This is a genomic window from Flavobacterium sp. NG2 (assembly GCF_034119845.1).
In the GTDB taxonomy this organism is placed as follows: domain Bacteria; phylum Bacteroidota; class Bacteroidia; order Flavobacteriales; family Flavobacteriaceae; genus Flavobacterium.
In genome coordinates this window covers 437339-454712 of sequence record NZ_CP139420.1, presented here as the reverse complement: position 1 = coordinate 454712, position 17374 = coordinate 437339, and the positions used below count along the sequence as shown (strand labels likewise).

Genomic DNA, 17374 nt, shown 5'->3' with positions numbered 1-17374 from the left:
CTATTATATTTTTGAATGTTTTTTTCAAGAAAACAACTCCTTTTTTACCAATTCATAATAACTATCACTCACCGGAATTTGGATTGTTCCTAACGAAAGGTCTCTTCCTTTAAGTCCCGTAACCTTATTCCTGTTGACAATATAAGAACGGTGCACCCGAATAAAAATACCCGAGTCCAATGTTTTTTCTAATGATTTTAAGGACTGTAAACTCATTACTTTTCGGGTAGGAGTATGGAAAATTGCATACTCGCTGTCACTTTCTATATGCGATATTTCGTCTACTTTAAGTTTAAATAAGTCATAACCTGATTTTACAGTTATTGTTTTTTCTGCAGATGGGGTGACTTCTTCAGTTTGGATTTTTTGAACTGCCTTTAAAAACCGCTGAAAAGTAATAGGCTTGAGTAAGTAATCAATGGCACTCAGTTCAAAACCTTCTAAAGCATATTCAGAATAAGCCGTGGTAAAAATGATTTTTGTTGATGCCGGAATAAGTTTTGCAAAGTCGGTCCCTTTTATTTCGGGCATTTGAATGTCTAGAAAAACAAGTTTGATGCCTCCTTTTTTCAAACATTCTAAAGCATCTAATGGATTTTCAAAAGAACCAGCCAACTCAAGGAAGTCTAATTTGGCCACATAACTTTGGAGCAATCCTCTTGCTAACTCTTCGTCATCAATAATAATGCATTTATGCATGGGTGTTGATTTTTAGTACGACTTTATATGTATCTTGATTTTCACGAATCACTAATTCGTGCTTTTCAGGATAAAGTAAAGATAATCTTTTTTGTACATTGCGAATCCCTATTCCGCCTACTTTATCTTTGCTAATTGGGGCTTTGTTAAGACTGTTTTCGATTTCAAACAAAATCATTTCGCCTGTTGTTTCAATTTTGATTTCAATAAAGGATTCCTGTGTATTGTGAATATTACTGTGTTTAAAAGCGTTTTCGACAAAAGGAATTAACAACATAGGAACGATTTGCAACTGAGGATTCTCTATTGAAAATTGAGTTGTAATAGGATAGCTTTTGCTGCTTTTTAATTCAAATAATTTAATAAAATCCTCGATATAAGTTACCTCTTTTTCAATGGCGACCATTGGTTTTTCGCATTCGTACAACACATACCTTAGCATATCTGAGAGGTATAAAATACTGTCTTGTGTTTTTTGTGGGTCAATAGCAGACAGCGCATAAATATTATTCAAAGAGTTGAACAAAAAATGCGGATTAATCTGTGATTTTAAGAACTTTAATTCGGTTTCCATTGTCTCAGATTTACTCAAAATTAAGTCTTCTTCTTTCTTTTGTGCAAACGAAAAAGTCTCCACAAAAATCGTCAAAATATAAGAGACTGTAATAATCAAGGAATTGATAAAAAAGGGGCTAGGAGTATTATGTTTTCTTAACTCGTGAGGAGGTGGTGGTCCCCCGTGATGCCTTTCTGGGGGGGCTACAAACTGAGATGAAATAAAAGCAAAAAGCACAATCAATCCTATAGAAAGTATGGCAAATTCAATATGTCTTTTCTTAAATAGAAGGGATGGAGCTAAAACATAAGTTAAACATAATATCAAGAGTGCTTGAAATACATAAGCCAACCAGTTTTCATGAAAAAAATGGATGAATTCCTCTTGGGATAAACCCATAACAATCCATATAACAGCCCAAAAGGAAATCTGAAAAAGCGCTCTAGTAATTTTGTCCATAATGGTGTTTTTTTTGAAAGTCAGATTTCATCTATGTCATTGTTTATAAAGAAAAACAACATTGTATGACTATTTGATACTGCAAATAAAGAAAATAAAAATCAATTCATTTTTGAAAACGGCTATTTTAAAGGCTTAAAAACAGGGGTTTGTGTTCAGATTATTGGTGTTCACTGAAAAGATAGGTTCATTTACTGAATATTTATAATAGGTTGTAAATAAATCGCCAACTTTGTTCTCGATAGCAATAGTAAACTCTATAGAATTATGAAAATAAATAATTTAAAAACAATCCTTTTTAGTGCCTTATTCTTATTGATTGGGACAGTTGTTAGTTTTGGTCAAAATGATGACAAGCCAAAAGACCGTAAACCACCGACAATAGAAGAGCTTTTCAAGCAAATGGATGCTAATAAAGATGGAAAACTTTCAAAAGAAGAAATCAAAGGACCATTGAAGGATGACTTTGCAAAAATAGACACCAATAAAGATGGTTTTCTTACCAAAGAAGAACTTAAAAAAGCTCCTAAACCTGAAGGGAGAAGGCCGGAAAATAAAAACTAATCTAAACAAACTAGTATTATGAAAATGATAAAAACCAACAAAAATTGGGCACTATCAGCCTGTATTGCTTTAAGTATTATTGCTTGCAGTAAAGATGATTCTAATACCACTGATAGTTCATCAACAACTACTACAACTACAACAACTTGTACTGAAATTCCTTCGGTTTTTAGTAGTAATTATAAATCAGCCGTTACCTTGTCTGCAAATTGTACGTCGTTAACCTTAAAGTCAAAAGGAGTACCAGACCACGTAACCCCTTATTGGGGTTCAGGTAATGCGCTCTACGAAGCACAAACAACGGGTCAAACCGTAAATCCGGGTACCTTACAAGAACAAGTTTTTGTAATGACAATTCCGTTAAACCCCGTTGCTGCAACTACAAAGGAAGAAACATCACTAGGGCCAATTGGTATGGCATTGAATGGTGTTGCTATTTATAACGACCGTGAAGGAGGAAACGTACCGGTAGATTCTGGAACATTAAAATCCTTTGACAGAGGAGGGGCGCACAGTGGTCCTGGAGGCTTATATCATTATCATTTTAATGGGGATTTTACTTCTGATGATGATGCTAAATTAATTGGCTGGCTGCGTGATGGTTTCCCTATCTATGGTCGTAAAGACAAAGACGGAACCTATCCTTCTAATTTAGATTCTAATGGAGGTCACACGGGCGCAACTACAGACTATCCAAATGGAATTTATCACTACCACTGTTCGAATGTGAATTATATGGATTCAGGTTTTTACGTGCTAAAAGCAGGAAGTTATCATGGTACTAAAGGAACATTTACTTTTTAAGATTTTTGGTTGGTTACTTTTTGCAACCGTTGTTTTAGGTTGCAAAAAAACGACAGAGGAGGAGGTGGTACAAGCCTCTTCTTTGGTTGTTGTGACTTCAAAAATACCTAACGATACTCTTTCGTCTGATGATAGCAACATCATGCTAGAAAACGGAATTGTATCTTATAAAAATAAAATTTTTTCTGGATATGTGAAGGAGATGTACGGTCTTAATCAAGTCAAGGCGGTTTATTGCTTTTTGAACGGACACCAACACGGCATCACAAAAAGTTATTACATGGACGGTAATCTTAAAGATTCCCGTTCCTATAAAGAGGGTAAAGCCTACGGAAGACATTATGGATTTTGGGAAAATGGACATCAAAAATTTGATTTTATTTACCACAATGACAAACGAGAAGGCCTGCAAAAACAATGGTATGAAAGCGGAAGCCCTTATTGTTTTTTAATGTTCAAAGATGATAAAGAAGACGGAATGCAAAAAGCATGGCGCCAAAACGGAAAGCCTTATATCAATTACGAAGTAAAAGATGGGCATCGTTATGGTTTACAAAAATCAAATTTGTGTTACACCTTAAGAGATGAAAAGTTACAATCCACATTAGAATTTAATAAATAAATCAAGCATGATTTGGGCGTGCCCCTTCGTGAAAAACTACGGGTCGGGCTATTCGTTACAATCTTTTTATTATTCTGCAAAAGCTCCATAATAAAAAGGATTTTCACTTCTATCCCTCACGCAAACACCTTTGTGCAATAAAAGTATAAATTGAGTTACCATGAAAAACACACTCCAATCTAAAATCCTATTGTTGTTCCTTGGACTTGTTTTGTTTTCTTGTCAAGACAATACTAGGAAACTACCCTATTACAATACCGCTGATTTTACACCAGTGTGGGAAATGCCATCGGAGGAAAGTTTTCATAAAATCCGTCCCTTTACACTAACAGACCAAGAAGGGAAATCATTTTCAGAAAAAGACTTAGACGGTAAGATTTGTGTAGTAGATTTCTTTTTTACTTCCTGCCCAGGTATTTGTCCCAAAATGACAAATAGCATGTCAGTCATACAAAAAGAGTTTTTAAATGATGATGATATACTGTTGTTATCCCATTCGGTAACCCCTGAGAAAGATAGTGTGCCTGTTTTAGCAGAATATGCTGAAGAGAAAAAAATCATTTACAACAAATGGAAACTGCTCACAGGTTCCAAAGAGGAGATTTACAACCTAGGACGCAAGTTCTATTTTGTAGAAGAAGACTTAGGTGAAAATAAAGACAGTTCTATTTTTTTACACACTGAAAATTTTGTTTTAATCGACAAAAACCGAATCATTAGAGGGATTTATAATAGCCTAGATCCCACAAGTATGGCTGCGTTGTCAGACGACATTAAAGTACTAAAAGAAGAATAATTATAATCAATATGAAAATGAAAAAACTAAGTATGCTGTTTCTTATTGCAATGCATATAAGCTGTAGTAAGACCGACTCTAGTGAAACAGTATCTTCAACAGGAACGGTAGATATTACAGCTGTTGTTAAGTCTAAATATTTTAATAGCGCTGTGGTGTCTACAAGTGGTAGTAGTATTGTGATTAAAAGTAATGGTTTGCCGGAACACAAAACACCGTATTGGGGCGAGGGCAATGCTTTATACGAAGATTTTCCAACGGGATATCATGCAAATGTCAACACTAGTATGTCTGCGCAAAATTACACGATGACAATTACAGCGAAACCTAGTATTTCTACCACTCATGAAGAAACTACTTTGGGAGCAATTGGTTTAGCGCTAAATGGGGTGCCTATTTACAATGACCGAGAAGGAGGAAATGTAGCACTTGATGCGTTAACGATTACTACATTTGACTATTCTGGAGCACATCCAGGGCCAGGAAAAGATTATCATTATCACACTACCGGTCGTTATACAACAACAGATGATGCTAATTTAGTTGGTTTCTTGAGGGATGGGTTCCCTATTTATGGTCGCAAAGACAAAGACGGAAGCTATCCGTCTAATTTAGATGCTTATGGAGGCCATACAGGTGTTACCGCTGATTTTTCAGAAGCCATATATCACTACCATGCGAGTAATGTTAATTACTTAAACACGGGTTATTATATTTTAAAAGCAGGTGCTTATTATGGTGCTAAAGGTACATTTACACAATAAATGCTTTGATTGAAGTTTGAATTAGTAAAAGGTTTTGGTTGAAGCGAAAAGGGTGTCGATGCAAATTGGCACCTTTTTTATTTCCATAATTTTGAAATCAACTAAGGACCGAATTGGACTTGTAATGTCAGTCTGAGCCTGTCGAAGACCTTCTATAAATGCAGTTTTACAAACTCAATATGCATTAAGTGTAGGGTAAATGATGAAATAGAATTATTCTAGGTTGTTAATGAAGTGGAATTCCATACCAAGATAGTTGAGCAAGCATTAGTTTGCGTCCTATCTTCGATTTTTGTAAGTATTCCTGAAGGAATTGGTGTTGTTCTTCACAGGCTTTCAGCGCCTCGGCAATCAGTCTTTTAGTGTTGGCTAAACTGGCTGAGTTTTCAGTTCCTACTGGCCCTGTACTGTAAATCCCTTCTTGGCATTTTTGTAGCATTTCTTTGGGTACCGAAACCATTTTTTCAATTTGCTCGTCAGGGTAGCTAGGTTTGAATTTGTTATTTCGATAAAAGATAAAATCATTAAACAAAACGATAGCCTGATTGTATTCGGCCACGATGGCATTCATTCTTTCAACGCCTTGATTTTGTATCGAGCCTGTTAAGTTCTTTTTGGTAATGGCTAAATATTCGGTTATTACAGGCGATTTACGTCCGTTAGACTCGATTCTGGCAGTAGATTCAAATAGTTGGTCACTTTCAGGTAATAATTGGTATCGGATGATTTCAGCTTCAAAATCAAAATTTTTCTTAGGCTTATTTGCTTGAATTTTAGCTGAAATAAACTCGTCATTTGTAATAGGCTCAGCCATAAACTGCCACATATAATCAAAGGGAAGATGCGATAGAGCCATTTTACTTGGTTCAACTTTAAACCAATGAGGGTTTAATTTTTTGATAAAAACACCATTTTGTACGCCGCCAGCTCCCCAAGTAGGGTCAAATAAATACCATTTATTATCTATTTTGGAAGCACACCAAGCGTGAGCCAGATTACTGACTTTCCCATTTTGTTTGGTATAGCCTTCAATGATATGTGTTTGTATACCCACTTGATTTGCGATGGATTTGAATACTTCAGCATAATCAATACAAACACCTTTTCTTGATTTTAAGGCTTTGGTTATTTTTTCTTGAGCCGAGATGCTGCCATTTTGTGCAAACATATTTTTTACATCATAGCTGATGTTCGATGCAGTCCAATAAAAAACGGCTCGAATTTTTTCTTCGTCCGTTTTAAAATAGGCCTTGATATAATTGGCAATATGTTCCGTAGAATTGGTAAAATCAGCGGGTATTTCCCTCATTTTTTTATCGACCAATTCGTAATTTGAATTGGTTTGACCAAAGCAAACTAAGGCAGGAAATAAAGTAAAGAGTAGTAGTAGCTGTTTCATCTTGGAAACAGAACTATAAGTTTGCTTGTATTTCTTTTGCTAAAGTTTCAAATTCTGCTTTAGTCAAGGATTCTTTCGATAAAAATCGCATATCATCCATACGATTAATAGGGATGAGGTGTACATGAGCATGAGGTACTTCAAGACCAATTACGGAGATTCCAACTCTATTGCATGGGACTGTTTTTTCAATCGCTAAAGCTACTTTTCGAGCGAACTGCATCAATCCTAAATAATGGGCTTCATCCATGTCAAAAAGCTTGTCAATTTCGGCTTTAGGGATGCAAAGTGTATGCCCTTTAGCGTTTGGATTGACATCTAAAAAAGCTAAAAAGTCATCGTCTTCGGCTATTTTATAACATGGAATTTCTCCGTTTACAATTTTGGTAAAAATAGAACTCATCTTTCAATTGGATTAAAAAGTACTTCTGTCCTTCAGCAAGCTCAGGACAAGCTCAGCTTTGTATGACAATAATTTACTCTCTTGTGATTTCTAAAATCTCAAATTTTAGTACACCATTTGGAACGGTGATTTCGGCAACTTCGCCTACTGATTTTCCTAATAAACCTTTTCCAATTGGAGAGGTAACGGAAATTTTACCCGTTTTTAAATCAGCTTCACTTTCTGCTACCAATGTATAGTTCATTTCCATTCCATTGGCTTGGTTTTTTATTTTTACTTTCGATAAAACCAAAACTTTTGAAAGGTCTAAATTGCTTTCATCAATCAATCTTGCGTTAGCATGAATTTCTTCCAATTTGGCGATTCTCATTTCTAACATTCCTTGGGCTTCTTTGGCTGCATCGTATTCTGCATTTTCAGATAAATCCCCTTTATCTCTGGCTTCGGCTATATCTGCAGAAGCTTTAGGACGCATTACGGTCTTTAAATAATCCAGTTCTTCTCTTAATTTTTTTAATCCTTCTGCTGTATAATAAGATATTGCACTCATAGTTATGTCGTTTATATAAATAGAAAAAATCCCATCAAAACGGGATTCCTTTCCACAAAGATACTATTATTTTTATTAGTCTATAATTATATGTTAATCATATCAAATTCAAAGTTAAATAAATTAAATTTGTTTCACTAATAGTTTCAATTTATTTTAAATCAATGAAAAAAATATTTTTTTTATCCATTTTATTCGTCTTGTTACTGAGTTGTAGCAACAATAATATTAGCAATCAAAATCCTTATATTCCTAACTATACTGTCAATTTAACGATTAATATGGATTTGCCTGCGTATAACAATTTAAAATTTGCTAGTAATGCCATTTATTATTCAGGTGCAGGTGTCAAAGGTATTTTTGTGTTTAATACAGGTAGTGGTTATAACGCCTTTGATGCGGCTTGTCCTAATCAGGTTTTAAGTAGTTGCTCAACAATGACAATCAAAGGGATTAATGTTGTTTGTGCATGTGATAATGAAGAATATAGCTTGTTTACGGGCTTAAGTAGTTTGAGGTATCCATTGAAGCAGTATCGAGTAGAAGTCAATGGGAGTATTTTAAGAATATACAACTAACAAAAAATCCTGAAAATTTCTTTTCAGGCTTTTTTGTTTTAAAGGGAAATCTCTTTAGAATTTTAAGGTAAGACCTGTTAAGAAGTTTATTCCCGCTTGAGGGTAGTAAACAACATATCCACCTCCATAATCCGCACCATCTGAAATATAGTCCACATCAAATATATTATTCAAAAGTCCAGAAAATACAATCGATTTGAAAATTGATTTTGGTTTTATTTCATAAGATAGATTAAAATCATTTATAAAATAAGATTTCAATTTTGATGCAGCGATGTCATTATTTGATAAATACTGTTCACCTACACCTTTGGTAAGTAAGGAAAATTGCAAGTTCTTAATGGGTGAAAAAGTGATATTGTTTCCAAATATTAAATTTGGTGAATAAGCAATATTAGTATCTCCTAAATTGATTAAATCAGTTCCATTTTCCTCAATATAGTTACGGTTTTTATTGGAACTAACTGTGATATTTGGACTGATGAACAAATTTTTCAAAACTGAAATTGTAGCATCTAATTCTATTCCTAATCGGTAACTGTCTCCACTGTTTTTACGAATAGGATTCCCTACATTATCCAGTTGTCCAGTTAATACTAGTTGGTCTTTGTATGCCATATAATATACATTGGCATTAAATCGCACTTGTTTGTTGGCTAATTTCCAACCTAATTCAAAATCATTTAACTTCTCAGGTCTTGGACTTCCGTTTTTGTAATCGCTTCTGTTAGGCTCGCGGTTAGCTCTAGCATATGAAAAATACAAGTTGTTTTGTGAGTCAACTGCATAGGTTAAACCTGCTTTTGGATTAAAGAAATTAAAAGTATCGTTTATATTTCCAGTTTCAATACTATTGGTTTTGTAATTAATATTTCTCAATTGCAAATCTCCGTACAAGCTTAATTGAGGCGTTAATTCATAATTTGCTTTCGCAAAAAAGTTTCCGTCCGTTTTAACCGCATCACTGGAATCATAGATGTCCCCTGTTTGACTATTTGAAGGATATTGTGCCCAAAGAATTTGGTCAAAATGCGCTCCTTCATATTTGTTATAACTACCTCCTAAAACTAGATCCAATTTTCCGTTTTTATAATTTCCTGAAAATGTTGTACCGTAAAAATCATTGTCTAGCCACTTTCGTCTAGTGTAATCTGTTGATGTTATTGTGTTTCCGTTAACAGTGATTGGGTTTAATCCTAGAAATGAAAATTGGGAGTCAGGAGCGTAATATACATTTGTGAATAACCAATCGTCAACAAACTCTTCATAGTATCCTTTTCCTTTGGTGTAATGAAAAGCAAGATTTGTGCTCCAGTGATCTGATATTTTTTCATTCCAATGCAATTGTGCGTGATCCTGATTGTAGTTGTCTACTTGGTTTTCATAAAAACCTTCAAAATCTCCTGTGTCACTATATTTTTCGCCCACAGAATTATACGTTCTTTGTGATGCCATAGTCGTAGCATCGACACCATTCCATGATTGATAAGTACGTTCAAAACCACCAAAAACTAAGGCCTTGATTAAAGTAGTTTTACCTACATAAGTCCCTTGTAAGAAATATGATTTTAAATCTGATGAGGCTCTATCAATATATCCATCTGATTTTAACGTAGACAATCGTCCCGCCAATTCAAAATGTTCGTTCATGAGTCCTGTACTAAATTTTACAGTATGTTTATGAGTGTTAAAACTACCATATGAATTGGATATTTCGCCGTTACTTTGTTTGGCATAATTATCTGTCAGCATATTTAAGCTTGCGCCAAAAGCACCTGCCCCATTGGTCGAAGTTCCTACTCCTCGCTGCAATTGTAAACTTTGAACAGAAGACGCAAAATCAGGTAAATTTACCCAGAATGTGCCTTGGCTCTCAGAGTCATTGTATGAGATTCCGTTGATGGTGACATTGACACGAGTAGCATCACTACCACGAACTCGAATTCCAGAATAACCAATTCCATTTCCTGCATAGGAAGTGCTTACAACCGAAGGCATATAATTCATCAATGTTGGAATATCTTGCCCTAAATTACGAGGAGCAATTTCCTTTTTGTCCATGTTGCTAAAGCTTACTGGCGTTTTTGAAGTAGCACGAACCGCTGAAATTAATACTTCGTCTAGTTGGTTCACTTTGGTTGTATCTTTTACTTGTGCAAAAGAGAAAAGAGAGAAAATAGAAAATAGAAAACTGAAGCTTACTCTTAAAATTAATGAGTTGGCAAGCTTGCGACTTTGCGTCTTTGAAACTAAAATAGTGTTCATCCGTAAATAGATATTACGAATAAAAGGGGGAATTATTCTTTTTGTTAATTGATATTTTGGTTTGATAAAAACAACCGATATTCTGTTTTATCATTTTTCCCTTGACAACATTACTCGTCCAGGTTCGTTGGGTATGATCTCAGCCTTAATTTGAATGTATTTCAGTTTTTAAAATGTATTCAGATATAAGCACCCCTTTGAGACGGCGCAAAATTACAAAAGATTTTGTTTAAAACGCTGCTTTTAAAATTTAGTTCGGAACTATTAAGTTTGTTATATGGAAGTTTTCTTTTAAGTGCAATTCATATTTGACATTAATAGCGATTGTAAATCCAAGCCTTTAATTGGTTTATTCATATAATCCAAAACAAAAGAATAGCCCATCGTTTTTGCTTTGTCGTCTTCTGAGATAGAGCTTGTAACAATGATCACTTTCAATTCCGTAGAATTTAGATTTAAAATTTCTAATACTTGAAAACCATTCATAACTGGCATGTTTAAATCCAGTAAAATTATGGAATGAGTTAATTCACTTTTATTTTCTTGGATATATCTAACAGCATCATCAGCTTTGGTAAAGCTAAGGGATATGCAGTTTTTAAAGTGTTTTTTTATCTCTAATTCAATTAAAAACAACATTATTTTGTCATCATCAATTAATATGAAATCAGGTGTTTTCATTTTTATATTTTTATTGTAACGGTTGTACCAACCCCAGTTTTACTGTAAATTTGAATAGTTCCATTGTAGTTTTCTACAATTAATTTTGTTAAATACAACCCAATTCCACTTCCTGTTTTTTCGTGATGAAAACGTTTAAAAGGTTTGAAAAGATTGTCTTTTTGAAATTCAGAATCAAATCCTATCCCATTATCTTTGATAATAATTAAGCAATTCTCGTTTGATTTTTTGGTTGAAACTTCGATAATTCGCTTTTTTTCAGTATCCTCAGTGGCATATTTTATCGAGTTGCTTAGAATGTTTTGTAATATACTCTTTAAATGTATATCTTTTATCACAAGTGATGGGCATGATGAGAAATCTGATTTTACCTCAATTTGTTTTTCATCAATAAGATATTTCATTTGTAAAATGACTTGATCAAATATTTGCTGAATATCTTGTCTGCTATCAACATTTTCTACAAAACTTTCCTTTTGTCTGACAATTGTTGTCAAGCTATCGATTGTTTCTTTCATCAATTGAATACTAGAACCTGCATTGTTAATTATTTCTATACTTATTTCTGAATCTATGCCTTCCTCTTTTAGGAGTTCAAGTAAGCCTTCGAGACATGTTAAGGGGCTTCTTAGGTCATGAGAGGCAATAAGTGTCAACTGTTTCAATTCGTTATTGTTGATGATCAATTTCTTGTCAACTTCGATTCTTTTTTTTAATTCTAATTTTAGTTTTAGATTTTGTTCGTAAATGTTTTTTTCTACTCGATCTAAAATTTTATTAAATAAAATACACAAGACAAAAATCATTAAAAAGGAAATTAAAGTAATAAAAATGATAATTCTCTTTAAGTCATCAAAATGTAGTGAGCTGTCATGTAGAATAAAGACATAGCCAAATTCTGTTTTATCAAAATTCATCAAAGTGAATGATTTTGATAAATAATTGTTATCGTTTAACTTTAGGTTTGATATTGAATCAGATGTTAATTTTTCCTCTATTATTTCTTTTGGGTACTTAATTTTTTCTGGAAATGTCGACCAACCAATAACTAAGCTGTCATTTCCTTTTTGAAACAAACCATTTTTTTGAATACTATCTTTTCTTCTTTTAGGATTTAACTTTTTTTTCTTTACCAAAAAAAGGTAATCCATATGAGTTTGATTTGCTGTTTGTTGTAAAATCTTGTTGAAGTTCTTGCCAACAGTAATGTAGCCAACTATGGAATTAGTTTTGTCTCGAACAGGTAATATCACTCTTAAATTCACATCAGAATAAGTTCCAGATTCAATGTAGAAATAACTTAAGCCTGTTGCAGACGATTTTTGAAATAAAACACGTTCATTCCAGTAATCTCCAAACTTATCGATTAAGTTTGCTCGTAGAAGAACTTCACCCTCAGTTGAAATAAAGGTTAATAAATCGGAATCTAAATCTTTTTTTAATTTTTTAAAATAGGGGCTTGAAATTTTCTGTAATGTCTTTCTATCATTTTGTTTTAAGGCGTTTATAACAACATCACTGGCGCTAAGTCCGTCCATAAACAACCGCAGACTAATCGCTTCGGATTGTATTTTATCCTTAAACATCGTATCGATGTTTTCGTATTCATAGCTAACATCTTTTTCAATAGCTATTTTCTGTAATTGATATAGACTTATTATGGTAATAACTATGAACAAAAATATAAACACGAAAAAAGGAATAAAAATCGATTTTTTTAACCTCGTAGAGCGAGTTATTTTTTGAATAAGTGATTTTACCTTTTCTTTCATTTCACACCCTGTTTTACAATGTTCAATATACAATTAATCTTATTAATTATGCTGATATGTAGGGTGGAAATTTAGTCTAAATTAGGTTTTTTTCTGAAATCCTTAATTTTGGCGGTATTTTTCTTGTTTTTTAATCTTTTTTTAATGGCAGATTTTGGGATTTTTGTTGATTTTCTAATCTTCGGAATTACTAACCCTTGTTCGATTATAGCTAAAAATCGCTTAACAACGATGCTCTTGTTTTTCAATTGACTTCGGTCTTCGTCACATTGAAGAGTCATAATGTTATCGTTTGTTAATCTGGAGCTTAGCTTAGTTTCTAATAGTATTTTTTCCTCACTAGTGAGTCCTTCAGATTTATTCAAGTCAAATGACAAAATAACTTTAGAAGATACTTTATTTACATTTTGACCGCCAGCACCACTGCTACGAACGGCTTTAAAATCTAATTCCTTTATGAGTTTCTCAATGTTCATGCTTGATTGGAAAACTAATCTCTTTGATGTGCTGGTTTCAGCAAATCATTGACCGTTTTTACGGGATTAAAAGTCAGCAATGGAACTTGTGCAAAAATAGTAAGCCATTGAGCCATAGCACCATTCCATAAGCCCGGTAGTTCATAACCTTTTATGGCTACTCCGCCCACATTTTTGTCTACCACAAAGCCACTATTATGGTCAATAAACTGAGTCAAATCGAACTTTTCTCCTTTGTGGTTTTTGATTCCACAAACTAAATCAACTGGATTGAAATGTGTCGATTCATTGAGTATCTTGGCTTGGTTTTTATCTGATATATCTATTTGATTTGATTCTACTATTTGTAAAGATGCTTCATTTTTGTCGTTCAAAACCCAAAAAGGTCCACCTCCCGGCTCGCCCTCGTTTTTTACCATTCCACAAACACGGATGGGTCTGTTTAGTGCATTTTTAATAAATTCAACTTTGTCTTCAAATGTGTTTTTTTCAAAGTCAGATGAGATCTCTCGATTTAATTTTGCTTTAAAGAATTGTGTTATTTCGGCAATTTTATCCTCAGTAAATGTTCCTTTTTCAATTAGATTTAAATAGTCAAATACTTGGTGCTGAATATCAAGTAAAATTCCAGCCAATGCTTTTTTGTATAAGGCGATATTTTCATTATTGTGTAAAATTACATTGTCGATATTTTTTACAAAAATTATGTCAGCATCTAAGGAATTTAAATTTTGTATCAAAGCACCGTGACCCCCTGGTCTAAATACTAATTTTCCTTTTTCATCTCTAAAAGGATTATTCATCATATCGACTGCAATAGTATCGGTCGATTTATCCTGGAAAGAATAATTTACCGTAACTTTAGTTTGTGTTTCTTTTTCAACTAAATGTTTTACGGAGCTTAATATAGATTCAAATTGTGACAAATGAGATTCGGATACAGTGAAATGAAGATTCGATATTCCATTCACACTAGAATAATAACCACATTCATATAAATGTTCTTCTATTGGAGTGGCAATGTTATTTAAATAAACATGAAAAGGTAAAATCCCTTTTGGTTTATTGGCAAAATCAAAGTAATCGGGTGAGAGTAATATTTTTATGAAATAGTAATTTTTATAATCTCTACTTAAAGAATCAAAGTTAGGATAGACTTCTTTGAGTTTTGTGTAAACTTCTTCAAAGAATGGAAATTTATCCATCCCGACAATAAAAACAGCTAAATCGTTGGCCTTTTTTCTGTTGATATAGGCATTTATAGTTTCGTTTTCAATGTCAAAATCATTCAAGAAAGCGTTCAAAAACTTAAACATTCTAGTTGCTGCACCCGAAGCAGGAACAAACTTTAATAGTTTTAGTTTGGATTTATTGGCGTCAAAAAATAAAGCGCGTGTATGAAAATCACTTTCTGACAAATTGATAATGCCGTTGCCTAAGCTAGCATGTGCATATAAATTAGTCTTCGCAATTCCGTTTTTCAAGAATCCCAATTGTCTTTTTACGTTTTCTAATGGAATACCTTGTTCAGCGATTTGTTTATAATCAGCTTCCGAAAACCCTAAATCAACTCCGTCTAACTCCAATACTTGCGATTTTACTGTATTATTCATACCTACTTATTTTTTGAAAAACAATTGTTAAATTCTTTTTCCAACTTGGGCGGTAAATTTAACATTTTTAAATTAGTTGCCTAAACAATTATTGCCTCCTTTTCATATTTTAATATTTTTCGCCATTCTTGATAGGCTGCAATAGCCAAAAATGTAAAAATTAAGTATTGTAATGATAACATTCCGAGACCTCTATAAGCATATAAAGGAGTAGCAATAGCATCGGCAATGATCCACAATGTCCAGTTCTCAATTTTCTTATTAGCCATAAACCACATTCCTGTAAAAAATAATCCAGAAGTGAAAATATCAACATAATTATCCCAGTTTATTGGGTAATCAAACGTGATGTAAACGGCATAAACAACAAAAATGGTTAGAATAAAGAGTATCAATCCAATTAGTTTTTCCTTCAAAGTTGTTCTTGAAATTGGAATATGCTTGTCGTTTTTATCCTTTTTTGCCCATCGGTACCAGCCGTAAATACTCATGATGGAAAAATAACCGTTAATTAACATATCGCCTAAATAACCTGCTAAAAAGAGTAAGTAAACCGTAATTACTGTGGCAATTAACCCAATGGGATATACTAAAATGTTTTGTTTTTTAGCTAATACTACGCTCCAAATACCACAGACAAAAGCTATGAATTCTAAAATGATTTGATTCATAGGGGTGTTTTGGTAAGCGCTTAAGAAGAAATCTAGCATTTGATTTATGATTGAGGATTAACGATTTTTGATAGAGCAATTACATTGCGTTTTTTACCGCAGATTGCTTCGCCCGTTCGTGGTCACTCGGGTCGCAATTTTAATTATTTACACGCCGCTTAAAGCGGAAATAGCGCTAATTAATGTAACCGTAACTACAAAATAAATTTGCAACCCGAGTGACCACGAACGGGCGAAGCAATCTGCGGTTGTTTTCAATATGTATTTGCGTCAAAGTTTAGATTTAAAAAAATTCAAGTCTTTTTCGAAAGCGGTGCCAATGACGACTAGGTCGGCTCCTGATTTGTATATATTATTTATTTGTTCAAAAGTGATAATGCCGCCGCCAACGATTACTGGAATAGTAAGGTTTTCAGAAATTAGTTCAACCATTTCTGTTGGTACTACTTTTTGTGCTCCACTGCCTGCTTCTAGGTAAATGAGTTTGTTTCCCATCATTTCGGCGGCCTGGGCTGTTGCTAAAGCTAGATTTAGATTGTTTCGTTCTATAGGTTTAGTTTGGCTTACCTTTTCAACCGCTGTAATGGTGCCGCTTTCAATCAAAAGGTAGGCAGTTGGCATGATTTCGAGTTGGCTTTGTTTTAAAATTGGTGCAGCTTTCACTTGATGTTCTATTAAAAAATCTGGATTGCGACCTGATAGCAACGAAAGAAATAAAATTCCATCTGCTTCTTTTGAAATTTGTGAAGGATGTCCAGGAAAAAGTACGATAGGTAACTTTATTTTTTGTTTTAAACGGATAATTAATTCGTCAATTCTGTCGCTTTTAACTAGGCTTCCGCCAATAAAAATATGGGTAGCAGGCGATTGAATAATGTTACCAATTAATAGTTCTAGTTGTTCCCAAATGATTTTATCGGGGTCTAATAAAATGGCTAGAAGCTTTTTTTTGTTGGCTTTAGCATTTACTATTTCTTGATATAGGTTGTTGTTATTTTGCATCAGGTTGTAAAAGTAAAAGCTTTTTTTAGAAGAGCAAGGACTATATTTGTAAAACCAAAATTATTAAATTCAAATTTATGATTGCGATTGACTTATTGGAAGCGTATGGCGGAATTGTCAAGGAATACAATAAATCAGAAATTATTTTTGAGGAAGGGCAAATGCCTACACATTATTACCAAATCCTATCGGGTGAGGTAAAAATGAATAATTATAATGATGAAGGTCGTGAGTTTACACAAGGGATTTTTTATAAAAATCAATGTTTTGGTGAACCGCCTTTGTTTATCAATCAAGTCTATCCTGCCAATGCTATTGCTGTTGAAACCACTCAATTGATTTGTATAACCAAGGCTCGTTTTTTTGAATTATTAGCTGAAAATCCTACCAATAGTCTTGCTATTATTGAGAACCTTGCACAACGATTGTATTATAAAGCGGTTATGGCTGCAGAGATTTCGACTCATGAACCCGAACATCGAGTGTTGCGATTGATAGAATATGCCATTGCTCATTTTGATTTTAAAAAGGATGAAAATGGATACCTCATCCAATTTACTCGACAACAAATAGGAGATTTAACAGGATTGCGTGTGGAAACCGTGATACGCACCATCAAAGCATTGGAGAAAAAAGGGGAACTCCAAATCATCAATAGAAAAGTATATCGAAAAATGCCGTTCTTATGATTTGAGTCATA

19 protein-coding genes are annotated in these 17374 nt (G+C 33.6%); 7 read left to right on the top strand and 12 right to left on the bottom strand.

All coding sequences use genetic code 11. From position 1 onward, the window contains the following. Window positions 1-24: 24 nt before the first annotated feature. On the bottom strand, window positions 25-699 hold the full coding sequence (locus SLW70_RS02035) for a LytTR family DNA-binding domain-containing protein (RefSeq protein WP_320890266.1): 675 nt from the start codon (window positions 697-699) through the stop codon (window positions 25-27). Then, entirely contained in the window at window positions 692-1714 is a 1023-nt protein-coding gene (locus SLW70_RS02030) for a sensor histidine kinase (protein ID WP_320890264.1), read from the bottom strand. Before SLW70_RS02030 ends, SLW70_RS02035 begins: the two co-directional genes overlap by 8 nt. Window positions 1715-1981: 267 nt before the next feature. On the opposite strand from SLW70_RS02030, the gene SLW70_RS02025 reads away from it, so the two are divergent. From SLW70_RS02025 to SLW70_RS02005, 5 genes are all read left to right on the top strand, one after another. After that, window positions 1982-2278: an EF-hand domain-containing protein gene (locus SLW70_RS02025; RefSeq protein WP_320890262.1), complete on the top strand. Its 297-nt coding sequence runs from the start codon at window positions 1982-1984 to the stop codon at window positions 2276-2278. An 18-nt stretch (window positions 2279-2296) separates the two neighbouring features. Beyond that, window positions 2297-3082: a YHYH protein gene (locus tag SLW70_RS02020; RefSeq protein WP_320890261.1), complete on the top strand. Its 786-nt coding sequence runs from the start codon at window positions 2297-2299 to the stop codon at window positions 3080-3082. Then, window positions 3054-3704, top strand: a complete 651-nt coding sequence (locus tag SLW70_RS02015) for a hypothetical protein (RefSeq protein WP_320890259.1) — start codon at window positions 3054-3056, stop codon at window positions 3702-3704. The genes SLW70_RS02020 and SLW70_RS02015 overlap by 29 nt, the downstream gene beginning before the upstream one ends. A gap of 160 nt (window positions 3705-3864) precedes the next feature. Then, window positions 3865-4500: an SCO family protein gene (locus SLW70_RS02010; RefSeq protein ID WP_320890257.1), complete on the top strand. Its 636-nt coding sequence runs from the start codon at window positions 3865-3867 to the stop codon at window positions 4498-4500. Between the two features lie 17 nt (window positions 4501-4517). After that, window positions 4518-5264, top strand: a complete 747-nt coding sequence (locus SLW70_RS02005) for a YHYH protein (RefSeq protein WP_320890255.1) — start codon at window positions 4518-4520, stop codon at window positions 5262-5264. A 226-nt stretch (window positions 5265-5490) separates the two neighbouring features. Here the strand turns inward: SLW70_RS02005 and SLW70_RS02000 are convergent, their stop codons facing one another. The 3 genes from SLW70_RS02000 to greA all read right to left on the bottom strand — a co-directional run bounded on the left by SLW70_RS02000 (window position 5491) and on the right by greA (window position 7616). After that, entirely contained in the window at window positions 5491-6663 is a 1173-nt protein-coding gene (locus tag SLW70_RS02000) for a transglutaminase domain-containing protein (RefSeq protein WP_320890253.1), read from the bottom strand. A 13-nt stretch (window positions 6664-6676) separates the two neighbouring features. Further along, window positions 6677-7066 carry an HIT family protein gene (locus tag SLW70_RS01995; RefSeq protein ID WP_320890252.1) on the bottom strand — a complete coding sequence of 130 codons (390 nt, stop codon included), beginning with the start codon at window positions 7064-7066 and terminating at the stop codon, window positions 6677-6679. 73 nt (window positions 7067-7139) lie between these two features. Further along, entirely contained in the window at window positions 7140-7616 is a 477-nt protein-coding gene (gene greA, locus SLW70_RS01990; protein WP_320890251.1) for a transcription elongation factor GreA, read from the bottom strand. A 164-nt stretch (window positions 7617-7780) separates the two neighbouring features. Between greA and SLW70_RS01985 the strand changes: the two genes are divergently transcribed. Next, on the top strand, window positions 7781-8194 hold the full coding sequence (locus SLW70_RS01985) for a hypothetical protein (RefSeq protein ID WP_320890250.1): 414 nt from the start codon (window positions 7781-7783) through the stop codon (window positions 8192-8194). A gap of 54 nt (window positions 8195-8248) precedes the next feature. Here the strand turns inward: SLW70_RS01985 and SLW70_RS01980 are convergent, their stop codons facing one another. The 7 genes from SLW70_RS01980 to SLW70_RS01950 all read right to left on the bottom strand — a co-directional run bounded on the left by SLW70_RS01980 (window position 8249) and on the right by SLW70_RS01950 (window position 16674). Further along, window positions 8249-10459, bottom strand: a complete 2211-nt coding sequence (locus SLW70_RS01980; RefSeq protein ID WP_320890248.1) for a TonB-dependent receptor — start codon at window positions 10457-10459, stop codon at window positions 8249-8251. A 291-nt stretch (window positions 10460-10750) separates the two neighbouring features. Then, the gene (locus tag SLW70_RS01975; protein ID WP_320890247.1) at window positions 10751-11140 is read right to left on the bottom strand and encodes a response regulator; all 390 of its coding nucleotides are present in this window, start codon (window positions 11138-11140) and stop codon (window positions 10751-10753) included. A 2-nt stretch (window positions 11141-11142) separates the two neighbouring features. Continuing rightward, complete coding sequence (locus SLW70_RS01970; RefSeq protein WP_414458241.1) at window positions 11143-12726, bottom strand: ATP-binding protein; 1584 nt, start codon at window positions 12724-12726, stop codon at window positions 11143-11145. Between the two features lie 257 nt (window positions 12727-12983). Further along, on the bottom strand, window positions 12984-13388 hold the full coding sequence (gene arfB, locus SLW70_RS01965; RefSeq protein ID WP_320890244.1) for an alternative ribosome rescue aminoacyl-tRNA hydrolase ArfB: 405 nt from the start codon (window positions 13386-13388) through the stop codon (window positions 12984-12986). A 14-nt stretch (window positions 13389-13402) separates the two neighbouring features. Further along, window positions 13403-15001: a DUF4301 family protein gene (locus SLW70_RS01960; RefSeq protein WP_320890243.1), complete on the bottom strand. Its 1599-nt coding sequence runs from the start codon at window positions 14999-15001 to the stop codon at window positions 13403-13405. An 80-nt stretch (window positions 15002-15081) separates the two neighbouring features. Beyond that, window positions 15082-15711, bottom strand: a complete 630-nt coding sequence (gene pnuC / locus SLW70_RS01955) for a nicotinamide riboside transporter PnuC (RefSeq protein WP_320890242.1) — start codon at window positions 15709-15711, stop codon at window positions 15082-15084. Window positions 15712-15942: 231 nt separating this feature from the next. Further along, entirely contained in the window at window positions 15943-16674 is a 732-nt protein-coding gene (locus tag SLW70_RS01950) for a geranylgeranylglyceryl/heptaprenylglyceryl phosphate synthase (RefSeq protein ID WP_320890241.1), read from the bottom strand. Window positions 16675-16751: 77 nt separating this feature from the next. Here SLW70_RS01950 and SLW70_RS01945 point away from each other — a divergent pair, with 77 nt between their 5' ends. After that, complete coding sequence (locus SLW70_RS01945) at window positions 16752-17363, top strand: Crp/Fnr family transcriptional regulator (RefSeq protein ID WP_320890240.1); 612 nt, start codon at window positions 16752-16754, stop codon at window positions 17361-17363. The last annotated feature ends 11 nt before the right edge of the window (window positions 17364-17374 follow it).